Below are 12,090 nucleotides of genomic sequence, written 5' to 3'. Positions count from 1 at the left end.
GCGTCGCCGTGCTCGGCGATCTGCTTCACACGACCGAGGACATACGCGCCGCCGACCCCCTCGGCGCCGACGCCCTGCTCGCCGCCGTGCCCGCGATGAACGCGGCGGCCGACGTGCCCGCGCTGACCGTCGCGCTGCGCGCCCTGCTGCCGGACCTGGACCGGGCCGCCGAGTGGAGCGTCGACGGCGCCCTCGCGGCCATGCGGGACCTCGGCATCCTGCTGGGCTCGCTGAAACGGCACGGCGTGCAGCCGCTCACCGCCGTCCCCGAGGCGCTCCCCGTCCTCGAACTCCTCGCCAGGCGCACCGACATGGTGCCCCGGGACACCGTCCACCACTACACGACCTGGAACCCCGTGGGCCCCCGCCGCCGCTCCTACACCGGCCACCCCACGGAGGCCCTCCTCCAGGAATCCGTACGGATGGTGCTCCCCGGCCTCGTCGCCGCGCTCGACGACTGCGGCCGGATCGCCCGCCTCGAACCGTACGACCCGGGATTCGCGGCGGCCCTCGACCGGGTGGCCCGCCATGTCCGGGCGATGGTCGACTCGATCGACCTGACCGTGGCCCGGGTGTCGCCCGAGTACTTCGCCCTGACCCTGCGCCCGTACTACGAGGACATCGAGATCGCGGGCCGCGACTACCTGGGCCCGGCCGCCGCACAGGTGCCGCTCTGGCTGGTCGATCTGACGCTGTGGCAGTGCGACCGCCCGGACCCCGCCTACGACGCCTTCCTCGCCGAGGCGGTGCCGTACGCGCTGCCGGCCTGGCGCGCGTTCCACGCCCGGCACCGGGGCGGTGTGTCCGCGGTGAGCAAGCTGTCGGCCGCGGTGAGCTGGGAGGGCGCGGACCGGCTGCCGCCCTCGCTCACCGCCTCCGCGGAGGCACTGGGCCGGGTGCTGCGCGTCCTGAAGAGCTTCCGTGCCCGGCACCTCGGCATCGCCCGCAAGGCGTACGGCGAGGACGTGCGCCTGTACGAGGAGGGCAGCGGCGGGGCCCCGGTCGCGCTGCTGCGCTCGATCCTGGACCTGACCAGGGAGAACGAGACCATGGTGCGCCGCGCGACCGTGCGGCGCCGTCCCGCAGGGGCCCCTGTCGGGCCGTCGGCCGCGTAGCGGCGCCGAAGGAGCAGTCGAGATGTCCCCCCACGCCTACGGTCAGAGCCCGCACATCGTGATCGCCGGCGGCGGCATCGCGGGCCTCACCGCCGCCCTCGCCCTGCACGCCGCCGGTTTCGAGCGGGTGACCGTCGTCGAGGCCGCGCCCGCGATCCGCCCGCTCGGCGCCGGGCTCAACCTGATGCCGAACGCGGTCCGCGAACTGGCCGCCCTCGGCCTGCTCGACGCCCTGGAGGCGGGCGCCGTGCGCACCCGCGAGCTGCGCTACTACCACCGCTCCGGCGGCCTGATATCCCGGGAGCCGCGCGGCCTCGGCGCGGGCTACCGCTGGCCGCAGCTCTCCGTCCACCGCGGGCACCTCCAGCAGGTCCTGGCGGGCGCCGTACGGGCCAGGCTCGGGGCGGCGGCGCTCGTCACCGGCGTCCGGGTGAGCGGGATGGAGCCGCTGCCGGACGGCAGGCCCCGGCTGCGGCTCGAACACCGGGAGGGCGCCGTACGGGGCCGGGCCTCGCTCGTCCCCGACGTCCTCGTCGGCGCCGACGGCATCCGCTCGGCGGTACGGGCGGCCCTGCACCCCGCGGAGGGCGGACCGCCCTGGAACGGGATGCTGGTGTGGCGGGGAGTGTCCCGGATGCCGGCGCGGGCGGTGGGCTCGTTCATGCTCATCGCGGGCGACGACCGGCAGAAGGCCGTGGTGTACCCGATGAGCCGGCCCACCGGTCAGAGCCGGGAGGTCCTGGTGAACTGGGCGCTCGCCAGGCCCGGGGAGCCCGACGGCGCGCCACCGGAGGAACGGCTGCGCGGGGACTGGGACCGCACCGTCCCCGTGGAGACGTTCCTGCCGTTCTACGAGGGCTGGGAGTTCGACGGCGTCAGCGTCCCCGACGTGCTGCGCGCCGCCGACTCCGCGCACGAGTACCCGATGGTCGACCGCGACCCGCTCGACCGCTGGACCCACGGCCGCACCACTCTCATCGGCGACGCCGCCCACGCCATGTACCCCGTCGGCTCCAACGGGGCCACCCAGTCGATCGTCGACGCGCGCGCCCTCGCCCACGCCCTCGCCCGGCACTCCGACGACCCCTCCGAGGGCCTCGCCGCGTACGAGCGCGAACGCCGGCCCGTCACCACCGCGCTCCAGCGCGCCAACCGGGAACGCGGCCCCGAGGTCGTCATCGACCTCGCGCACGCGCGCGCCCCGCACGGCTTCACCGACATCCACGAGGTCATCCCGGCCGACGAACTCGCGGCCATCGCCGGCCGGTACGCCGCCACGGGCGCCTTCGACCCGACGACCGTCAACCAGGGCTCCCCGTACGAGGTGCCGCTCCCCGCCACCGGCTGACCGCGCCGCCGCGCCCCCCACGCGCCGTGGTCCCGCGGCGGCGCGTGCCCTAACGTCGGAGCGGAACGACGGACGCACAGCGTGGTGCGTCCACTCCGCTCCGTACTCGCCTGCGAAGGTGGACAGCGTGAAGGCAATCCGTCGATTCACCGTGCGTCCCGTCCTCCCCGACACCCTTCGACCCCTCGCCGACCTCGCGCACAACCTGCGCTGGTCCTGGCACGAACCCACCCGCGCCCTCTTCGCCGCGCTCTCCCCGCAGAGCCCGCCGGGCGCCGACCCCGTCCGGATCCTCGGCACCCTCGACGCCTCCCGGCTCACCGCGCTCGCCGCCGACCAGGACTTCCTGGCCCGGCTGCGCGCCGCCGCCGACGACCTCGACGCCTATCTCCACGCCCCCCGCTGGTACCAGGAACAGTCCGGCGCGCCCGCCGCCCTCGCCTACTTCTCGCCCGAGTTCGGCGTCACCGCCGCCCTGCCCCAGTACTCCGGCGGCCTCGGCATCCTCGCCGGCGACCACCTCAAGTCCGCGAGCGACCTCGGCGTCCCCCTGATCGGCGTCGGACTGCTCTACCGGCACGGCTACTTCCGCCAGTCCCTCGCCCGGGACGGCTGGCAGCAGGAGCAGTACCCCGTCCTCGACCCCGGCGAACTGCCCGTCACCCTGCTCCGCGAGGCCGACGGCACCCCCGCTCGGATCACCCTCGACCTGCCCGGCGGACGCAGCCTGCACGCCCACCTGTGGATCGCCCAGGTCGGCCGCGTCCCGCTCCTCATGCTCGACTCCGACGTCGAGGAGAACGCCCCCGGCGAACGCGGCGTCACCGACCGGCTGTACGGCGGCGGCAGCGAGCACCGGCTGCTCCAGGAGATGCTGCTCGGCATCGGCGGAGTCCGCGCCGTCCGCACGTACACCCGGCTCACCGGCACCCCGGACCCCGAGGTCTTCCACACCAACGAGGGCCACGCCGGCTTCCTCGGCCTCGAACGGATCCGCGAACTCCAGGGCGAGGGGCTCGACTTCGACAGCGCCCTGGAGACCGTCAGGGCCGGGACGGTCTTCACCACCCACACCCCCGTCCCGGCCGGCATCGACCGCTTCGACCGGGGCCTGGTCGCCCGCCACCTCGGCGAGGACGGCGCGCTCCCCGGCGTCGACACCGGACGGATCCTCGCCCTCGGCGACGAGATCCCGCTCGGCGGCGAGCCCGGCGTCTTCAACATGGCCGCCATGGGCCTGCGCCTCGCCCAGCGCGCCAACGGCGTCTCCACCCTCCACGGGGCGGTCAGCCGCGCCATGTTCGCCGGCCTCTGGCCGGGCTTCGACGCCGAGGAGGTGCCGATCACCTCGATCACCAACGGCGTCCACGCCCCCACCTGGGTCGCCCCCGAGGTCGGCCGGCTCGGCCCCGACGCGAGCGACGGTGAGCTGTGGGAGCTGCGCCGCACGCTGCGCGAACGGCTCGTGACCGACGTACGGGAACGCCTTCGCGCCTCCTGGCGGCAGCGCGGGGCCGCCGCCGCGGAACTCGGCTGGACCGACTCCGTCCTCGACCCCGACGTCCTCACCATCGGCTTCGCCCGCCGCGTCCCCTCGTACAAGCGGCTCACCCTGATGCTCCGCGACAAGGACCGGCTGCGGGCCCTCCTTCTCCACCCCGAGCGGCCGGTGCAGCTCGTCGTCGCAGGGAAGGCCCACCCCGCCGACGACGGCGGGAAGCGGCTCGTGCAGGAACTCGTCCGGTTCGCCGACGACCCCCGGGTCCGGCACCGGATCGTCTTCCTGCCCGACTACGGCATGGCGATGGCCCGCGACCTCTACCCCGGCTGCGACGTCTGGCTCAACAACCCGCTGCGCCCCCTGGAGGCCTGCGGCACCAGCGGCATGAAGGCCGCCCTCAACGGCTGCCTCAACCTGTCGGTGCTCGACGGCTGGTGGGACGAGTGGTTCGAGCCCGACTTCGGCTGGGCCATCCCCACCGCCGACGGCGCGGCCGCCGCCGACGAGGACCGCCGCGACGACCTGGAGGCCGCCGCCCTCTACGAGCTGATCGAACGCCGGGTCGCCCCCCGCTTCTACGACCGGGGCCCCGACGGGGTGCCCGCCGGCTGGACGGCGATGGTCCGGCGCACTCTCGCCGACCTCGGCCCGAAGGTGCTCGCCGACCGGATGGTCCGCGAGTACGTCGAGCGGCTCTACGTGCCCGCCGCCACCGCCCGCCGGGCCCTCACCCCGGCCCGCGCCCGGGACCTCGCCGCCTGGAAGGCCCGGGTCCGGGAGGCGTGGCCCAAGGTGACCGTCGACCACGTCGAGGTCGGCGACGGGCTCGCCGACGACCTCGCGGACGCCGAGCTGGGCGCCACCCCGGTCGTCCGGGTCCGGGTGGCGCTCGGCGCGCTCGGCCCCGACGACGTCGAGGTGCAGGCCGTCACCGGCCGGGTCGACGCCGACGACACCCTCACCGACACCCGCGCCGTCCCGCTGAAGCCGGCGGGCGGCCCGGATCTGGAGGGCAGGCTGACCTACGCCGGCACCCTGGAACTCGACCGCACCGGCTCCTTCGGCTGCACGGTCCGCGTCCGCCCCACCCACCCGCTCCTCGCCCACCCGTCCGAACTCGGCCTGGTGGCCGTGCCGGGGGAGACGACGGGGGAGGGGGCGGGAGTGCTCCTCAGGTAGCGGCGCGCGTGCCCGTCAGGGCACCTCGGCCTTGTCGGCGAGGTGCCCGTCGGCGAAGCAGAGCCGGTACACCGGGACCGCCGCGAGCATCGTGGCCCGGTAGTACCGGCATGCGTCCATGCCGGGCGGCTCGGCCGGGGCGCCCCGCGGCGGGCCGTCCAGCGGGCGGTCGGGCCAGTCCTCGGCCTCCTCGTCGATCTCCGCGAGCGACTGCCCGACCCGGATCCGGTCGTAGTCCGCCGGTTCCAGATACGACCGGGCCTGCGTCCACAGCGCGACCCCGGCCATCAGCAGGCCGAGCGCGGCGAGCAGCGCGAGCGGGATCCAGATCGCCCGCGCCAGGCCCCTGCGCACCTCGCGCCGCGCCCGGTCCAGTTCCCTGGCCGAGGTGGGCGCGGCGGGCAGGGGCGCGGGAGGGTTCCGGGGCAGGACGGCGGTCAGGGCGAAGCCGCCGTCGTCGGTGGCCCGGTGGTCCAGGGTGCCGCCCGCGAGCCGTACCCGTTCGTCGAGCCCGACGAGGCCGGTGCCGCCCCCGCTGTCGGCGCCCCCGCTGTCGGTGCCGCCGGTGCCGGGGCCGCTGACCACCCGGACCCGGGCGCTCGTCGGGTCCTGGTCGACGGTCACCGACACGGCCGCGCCGGGCGCGTGCCTGGCCGCGTTCGTGAGCCCCTCCTGCACGACCCGGTGCAGCGCGAGCCCCGCCATCCCGGGCAGCGTGGGCACGGGGGTCGGGGCGAGGGTGACCGCGAGGCCCGACGCCCGGGCGCGGGCCGTCAGCTCCTCGACCGTCTCGCCGGGCGGGCTCGTCGGCGCGGCGGAGTCGTCCTCGCGCAGTACGCCGATGATGTCCCGCAGCCGGGCCGTGGCGTCCGCGGCCGCCCGGCGCAGTTCGCCGGCCGCCCGCTGCTGGTCGGGCCCCAGCTCCGGGGAGACCTCCAGGGCGCCCGCGCGGATCGCGATCAGGGCCAGGTCGTGGCCGAGGGAGTCGTGCATGTCGCCGGCGATCCGGGAGCGTTCCCGCAGCCGCTCCCGGTCGGCGACGGCCGCCTGTTCGCGTTCCATCCGATCGGCCAGCTCCCAGCCACTGCGCACGAGCCGGTCGTACTGGCGTACGTAACGGCCGATCAGCCAGGGCGCGACGACGGCGAGGGCGAGCGCGAGCAGCAGCGTGAACCACTGCCCGAGGGAGGTCCGGGTGAGCCAGGTGAGGGCGAGTCCCGCCACGGCGACCGCGCCGAACAGCCAGAGGGCCGCCCGGGTGTGCTCCTGTCGCCGCCCCGCGAGATAGCCGAACGCGACCAGCGCCAGGCTGTACGAGGGTGTGAACAGCTCCAGGGAGGCCGGCAGGCTCGCCGCGACCGTGGCCGCGAGCGCGAGGAGCGGCCATCGCCTGCTCACCGCGACACATCCGCCGAGGACGACCACGCCGAGGGCGACCTGGAGCCGGCTGCCGCCGTCGTTCGGGTCCGACCTCAGCAGCACGGGCACGGAGAGCAGCAGCCAGAGGCCGAGGTCGAAGAGGCGTTCACGCATCGGGGAGCAGGCCCGCCTCGTACGCGAGGACCGCGAGCTGGACCCGGTTGCGCAGGCCCAGCCGGCCGAGGACGGCGCTCACATGCGCTTTGACGGTGCCCTCGACGACGTACATGCGGTCCGCGATCTCCTGGTTGGAGAGTCCGGCGCCGAGGAGCGCGACGACCTCGCGCTCCCGGCCGGTGAGCGGTTCGAGGCGGGTCCGTGCCTCGGCGGCGCGGGTGAGGCGCTCGCCGCCGAGGGTGTCGATGACCCGGCGGGCGACGGTGGGGGAGAGGGCGGCGGCGCCCCCGGCGACGGCCCGCACCCCGGCGATGAGTTCGCGCGGGTCCCCCGACTTCAGCAGGAAGCCGCTGACGCCGCTGCCGAGCGCGCGGGCGATGTACGTGTCCTCGGAGAAGGTGGTGAGCATGACGACGGCCGCGTCCGGCACGGTCAGGCGCAGTTCCTCGGCGGCGCCGAGTCCGTCGAGCCGGGGCATCCGGATGTCGAGGAGGACGACGTCGGGCCGGTGCTCGCGGGCGAGTTCGACGGCTTCGTGGCCGTCGCCGGCCTCGGCGACCACCTCGATCCCGGGGTCGCTCGCGAGGATGGCCCGTACTCCGGCCCTGATCATCGTCTCGTCGTCGGCCAGCAGCACCCTGATCATGCGGTCCAGGGTATGCAGCCGCCGTCCGGACGTGCGGACGCCCGGAGGGAACGTTCCCTCCGGGCGTTCGCGGCATCGCTTCCGGGGTTACGGGAAGGTCAGCTTGAAGTTGTTGATGTAGCCGGTGTCGATCGAGGCCTTGTCCTGGGCGCGGAGCTTCCAGGCACCGTTGGCGACCTCGGAGGAGGCGTTCACGGTGAAGGTCTGGACGATGTTGTCGGCGCTGCCGCCGTTGTCCGGGATGGACACGTCGGCCGCGTTCTCGAAGACCTTGCCGACCGGCGGCTCGGTGCCGCCGGGGCGGGTACCGACGTTGACGCCGGCCCAGGCGTGCTGGACCGCGAGCACCTCGGGGCTTCCGGCGCCGTACAGCTCCGTGGCCACCGCGACGGTGCCCGTGCGGGCGCCGGCGTAGTTGGTGGAGGAGTTGAACTTGGTGGTGAGCGCCTTGAACCAGATCAGCGAGGCCTTGTCACGGCCGATGCCGGTGACGGGCAGGCCGTCCGAGGTCGGCGAGTCGTAGTTCACGCCGTTGACGGTCTTGGTGCCGCTGCCCTCGGAGAGCAGGTAGTACCAGTGGTTGGCCGGGCCCGACGAGTAGTGGACGTCGACGCTGCCTATGCCGGAGTACCAGTAGTCCTTGGACGAGCCGTCCTTGCTCGGCTTGTCCATGTAGCGCAGCGGGGTGCCGTTGCCGCGGATGTCGATCTTCTCGCCGACGAGGTAGTCGCCCTGGTCCTGGGCGTTGTTGGCGTAGAACTCGACGGCCGCCGCGAAGATGTCCGAGGTGGCCTCGTTGAGGCCGCCGGACTCGCCGCTGTAGACCAGACCGGCGGTGACGGAGGTCAGGCCGTGCGTCATCTCGTGCGCGGCCACGTCGATCGAGGTGAGCGGCTTGGCGTTGGCCGCGCCGTCGCCGTACGTCATGCAGAAGCAGGAGTCCTGCCAGAAGGCGTTGACGTACGCGTTGCCGTAGTGGACCCGGGAGTACGCGCCGACGCCGTCACCGCGGATGCCGGAGCGGCCGTGCACGTTCTTGTAGTAGTCCCAGGTGAGCGCGGCGCCGTAGTGCGCGTCGGCGCCCGCGGTCTCCAGGTTCGACGGGGTTCCGTTGCCCCAGACGTCGTCGGGACCGGAGAAGAGCGTCCCGGTGCCGGACGTACCCCGGTTGAGGTTGTACGTCTTGTGGTTGCCGCGGGTGGTGTCGGTGAGCGTGTACGAGGGCGCGGTGCCGAGGGTGACCGAGCCGCTGTACTGCGTGTTGCCGGTGCCGTTGTGCACGGCCTGCCACTCGTACAGCTTCGCGCCGGTCTTCGCGTCCGTCACGACGTGCAGCTCGTTCGGGGTGCCGTCGTGCTGGAGGCCGCCGACGACGGTCTCGTACGCGAGGACGGGGGCGCCCGAGGCCATCCAGACGACCTTGCGCGGGGCGCGCTCGGCGTCCGTCTCCTTCGAGCCCTCAGCCGTGGCGAGGCCGACGGCCTGCTTCTCGGCGGCGGCCGGGGCGACCGTGGCCGTGAGGTCGACGTTCTTCAGCTCCGCGCGGGAGGACTTGGTGACCGAGGCGGTCGCGCCGGCCTTCGTCTCGGCGACGATCAGGTCCCCGCCGAGGACGGGCAGCCCGGCGTAGGTGCGCTCGTAGCGCGTGTGGGTGGTGCCGTCGCGGTCCTGCACGACGTCGCGGACGACCAGCTTCTCCTGGGCGCCGAGGCCGAGGGACTTGGCCGTGGCGGCCTTGTCGGCGTCGGCCGCCTTGATGAGCGCGGTGCGCTCGGCGGGGGTGAGGTCGGCCGGAAGCTTGCCGGGGTTCGCCGAGGTGCCCTGCTGGGCCTTGGGGGCGATGGTCCAGGAATCGTCGGCCGCGGTGGCGGAACCGGTCTGGACGCTCACGGCGAGCATGGCGGCGGCAGCGATCAGAGCGCCGGTCGCGGTGGCGCGACGGCTGGGCGTGGATCTCACGCAGACTCCTTCTTGCGAGGGGGGTACCGGCGGACTGGGTGGGGTCCGTCCGGGCGGAGCAAGCAGAGCTGTGGAGCACGTTCAGGTGACGCGGAAGCCGTTCGGGTGAAGCGCCGAACGGTGGTGCGAGTTGGGGAGAGAGTGGCAGGGCTGACGGGGACCTGTCAGGAGTGCGGCGGGAAGTTGGCCAAAATTCGTCCGCTGCCCGTACGCCCGTGTTCGTTAACCGGACGTTTCGTCGATCATGGACGCGATGCCGTCCAGCGTTCGCCGAAGCCCGAATTCGAAGAGCGAGTCCAGGTCCAGACCGAAGTCGCCACCGCTGGTCACCGCTTCCAGCTCGGGGTACGCGCCGCCCGCCTGGATCGCGTCGTGCCGTGGCTCATTCTGTTCCATCCACTCGCCGTCGGAGATCCCCGTGTCCTGGCGCGCCTGCTCCTCCAGGTCCTCGGCCATCGACAGGCCCTGCACGTACGCGAAGACCAGCAGATGCGTGTGCAGCTTCTCCGCGGACGTCAGCGGAGTCCCCCGCAGCGACTTCAGCACCCACTCCAGGTACGCCAGCGCGTTCGGCGTCGCCACCGGCCGCGTGAACGAGGCCATGGCGTGCGCCATCCAGCGGTGCCGGCGGTACATCCCGCGCAGCCAGCGCGCGCCCTGTTCGAGGCCCGTCCGCCACTCCCGCGGCACGGGCCCCAACGGCACCTCCCCGCACGCCGCGTCCGTCATCAGACGCACCAGTTCCGCCTTCCCCTGCACATGGCGGTACAGCGCCATCGTCGACACCCCGAGTGCCGTCGCCAGCCGGCGCATCGTCAGCGCGTGCAGGCCCTCCGCGTCGGCCAGCGCGAGGGCCGCCTCCACCAGCCGCTCCCTCGACAGCGGCTCGGTGTCCGGGCCCCTCTTCAGGTGCGCGTCCGGGCCCGCCAGGGGCACGACCACGGTGCCCACGCCCGCTTCCGGCCGCACCAGGCCCTCCTGGCGCAGCACCCCCAGCGCCTTCGTGGCCGTCGCCATCGCCACGCCCCACTCGCGGGTGATGGCCCGCGTCGACGGCACCCGGTCGCCCGGGGACAGCTCGCCCGACCGGACACGGCGGCGGAGTTCGGCGGCGATGGCCAGGTAGGGCGGTTCGGTCGTCACGGGCGGGAGTGTACTAGTGCGCCAGGACGGTGTACGCGTAGGAGGGCGTTGAGATGGTGCGCATTCGCCGCGGTGCACTAGGGCGGGCATGGCGGTGTACGCACACGCCTGCTTCCCTCCACGCATGACCTCACTCATGACGAACCCCGGGCCCGGCCCCACCGCCCGTGCCGGCCGCCGCGAATGGGCCGCCCTCGGCGTCCTCATGCTGCCCCTCCTCCTCGTCTCCATGGACATCTCCGTCCTCTACTTCGCGATCCCGTCCATCGCCGCCGACTTGCGCCCCGGCGCCACGGAGCAGCTGTGGATCCTCGACATGTACGGCTTCGTCCTCGCCGGACTCCTCATCACCATGGGCGCCCTCGGCGACCGCGTCGGCCGCCGCAGGCTCCTGCTCGGCGGCGCCGCCCTCTTCGGCCTCGCCTCCGTCGCCGCCGCCTACGCCCACAGCCCCGGCACCCTCATCGCCGCCCGCGCCCTCCTCGGCGTCGCCGGCGCCTGCCTCATGCCGTCCACGCTCGCCCTCATCCGCACCCTGTTCCACGACCCGGCCCAGCGCGCCAAGGCCGTCACCCTGTGGACCGCCGTCATGGCGAGCGGCATCTCGTTCGGACCCGTCGTCAGCGGGGCCCTGCTCGAACACTTCTGGTGGGGCGCCGTCTTCCTGCTCAACCTGCCCGCCATGGCCCTGCTCCTCGTCCTCGGACCCCTGCTGCTTCCCGAGTCCCAGGGGGCCACCGGTGGCGGGCGCTTCGACCTGCTCAGCGCGCTTCTCTCCCTGGCCGCGCTGCTGCCCCTCATCCACGGCATCAAGGAGCTCGCCCAGCACGGGTGGGCGCCGGTGCCCGCCCTCGGCGTCACCACCGGGGTCGTCCTCGCCTGCGTCTTCGTGCGCCGGCAGGCCCGACTCGCCCATCCGATGGTCGACCTCGGACTCGTCCGCACCCGCGCCTACGGCGGCTCCGTGCTCGTCAACCTGCTCGCCATGGTCGCGACCGTCGGCTTCGCCGTCTTCCTCACCCAGTACCTGCAGTCCGTCCTCGGCCAGAGCCCCTTCGAGGCCGCGCTCTGGAGCCTCGTCCCCACCGGCGGCGTCCTCGTCGCCGCGCCGGTGGCCGCGGCGCTCGCCCGGCGGGTCGACCGGGCGTACGTCATGGGCGGCGGGTTCCTCGCCGCGGCGGGCGGCTTCGCCTGGCTCGCCGGGGTCGACCGCGCCACGCCGCTGTGGGTCGTGCTCGTCGGCGGCGGGGTCTACGCCGCCGGGCTCGTCTCCGCGATGACCCTCGCCAACGAACTCGCCCTCGGCGCGGCCCCGCCCGAGCGCGCCGGGTCCGCCGCCGCCGTCCTCGAATCGGGGCAGGAGCTGGGCGGGGCGCTCGGAATGGCGGTCCTCGGGTCGGTGGGCGCCGCCGTCTACAGCGCCGCGATGCCCCCCTCCGCGCCTGCCGCCGCGCGGGAGACGCTGGGGGGTGCGCTCGGGTTTCCCGGGCCTGTGCTGGATGTCGCGCGGAGTGCCTTCGTCGAGGCCATGGGTGGGGCCGCTGTCGCCGCCTCCGTGCTGACGCTTGTCGCGGCCGGGGTGTCGGTTGCCTTGTTGCGGGGGGTGCGTGCTTGACGGTCGTGGGGGCCGTTCCGGGTGCCGGCCCCCACTGCTGTCCGTCGC

General features: G+C 74.1%; 8 protein-coding genes. 4 read left to right on the top strand and 4 right to left on the bottom strand.

Features of this window, described 5'->3' with window-relative positions; genetic code table 11:
* Positions 1-8: 8 nt before the first annotated feature.
* From IO20_RS0122185 to glgP, 3 genes are all read left to right on the top strand, one after another.
* Positions 9-1,115, top strand: coding sequence for a monodechloroaminopyrrolnitrin synthase PrnB family protein (locus tag IO20_RS0122185; RefSeq protein ID WP_030553650.1), 1,107 nt, complete (start codon positions 9-11; stop codon positions 1,113-1,115).
* Positions 1,116-1,137: 22 nt separating this feature from the next.
* The gene (locus IO20_RS0122180) at positions 1,138-2,463 is read left to right on the top strand and encodes an FAD-dependent monooxygenase (protein WP_030553652.1); all 1,326 of its coding nucleotides are present in this window, start codon (positions 1,138-1,140) and stop codon (positions 2,461-2,463) included.
* Positions 2,464-2,590: 127 nt separating this feature from the next.
* Positions 2,591-5,143: an alpha-glucan family phosphorylase gene (gene glgP / locus IO20_RS0122175; protein WP_030553653.1), complete on the top strand. Its 2,553-nt coding sequence runs from the start codon at positions 2,591-2,593 to the stop codon at positions 5,141-5,143.
* Between the two features lie 15 nt (positions 5,144-5,158).
* On the opposite strand, the gene IO20_RS0122170 is transcribed toward glgP, so the two are convergent.
* From IO20_RS0122170 to IO20_RS0122155, 4 genes are all read right to left on the bottom strand, one after another.
* Positions 5,159-6,676 (bottom strand): sensor histidine kinase, encoded by a 1,518-nt coding sequence (locus IO20_RS0122170; protein WP_030553655.1) that lies wholly within the window; start codon positions 6,674-6,676, stop codon positions 5,159-5,161.
* On the bottom strand, positions 6,669-7,325 hold the full coding sequence (locus tag IO20_RS0122165) for a response regulator (RefSeq protein WP_031127569.1): 657 nt from the start codon (positions 7,323-7,325) through the stop codon (positions 6,669-6,671). The genes IO20_RS0122170 and IO20_RS0122165 overlap by 8 nt, the downstream gene beginning before the upstream one ends.
* An 87-nt stretch (positions 7,326-7,412) precedes the next feature.
* A complete protein-coding gene (locus tag IO20_RS0122160; RefSeq protein WP_031127568.1) occupies positions 7,413-9,284 on the bottom strand; it encodes a M4 family metallopeptidase in 1,872 nt (623 codons plus the stop codon).
* Positions 9,285-9,506: 222 nt separating this feature from the next.
* Entirely contained in the window at positions 9,507-10,427 is a 921-nt protein-coding gene (locus tag IO20_RS0122155; RefSeq protein WP_030553659.1) for a TetR/AcrR family transcriptional regulator C-terminal domain-containing protein, read from the bottom strand.
* Positions 10,428-10,551: 124 nt separating this feature from the next.
* Between IO20_RS0122155 and IO20_RS0122150 the strand changes: the two genes are divergently transcribed.
* Positions 10,552-12,042, top strand: a complete 1,491-nt coding sequence (locus IO20_RS0122150) for an MFS transporter (protein ID WP_245685006.1) — start codon at positions 10,552-10,554, stop codon at positions 12,040-12,042.
* The last annotated feature ends 48 nt before the right edge of the window (positions 12,043-12,090 follow it).

The organism is Streptomyces exfoliatus, assembly GCF_000725545.1.
GTDB lineage: Bacteria > Actinomycetota > Actinomycetes > Streptomycetales > Streptomycetaceae > Streptomyces > Streptomyces exfoliatus.
The sequence above is the reverse complement of the archived record's forward strand: the minus strand, read 5'-3'. Positions and strand labels throughout refer to the sequence as shown.

What these genes read in the sequence shown, in the direction of transcription:
- IO20_RS0122180 (WP_030553652.1), top strand. Translation starts at nt 1,138, where the DNA reads ATGTCCCCCCACGCCTACGGTCAGAGCCCGCACATCGTGATCGCCGGC.
- IO20_RS0122150 (WP_245685006.1), top strand. Translation starts at nt 10,552, where the DNA reads ATGACCTCACTCATGACGAACCCCGGGCCCGGCCCCACCGCCCGTGCC.
- IO20_RS0122170 (WP_030553655.1), bottom strand. Translation starts at nt 6,676, where the DNA reads ATGCGTGAACGCCTCTTCGACCTCGGCCTCTGGCTGCTGCTCTCCGTG.
- IO20_RS0122165 (WP_031127569.1), bottom strand. Translation starts at nt 7,325, where the DNA reads ATGATCAGGGTGCTGCTGGCCGACGACGAGACGATGATCAGGGCCGGA.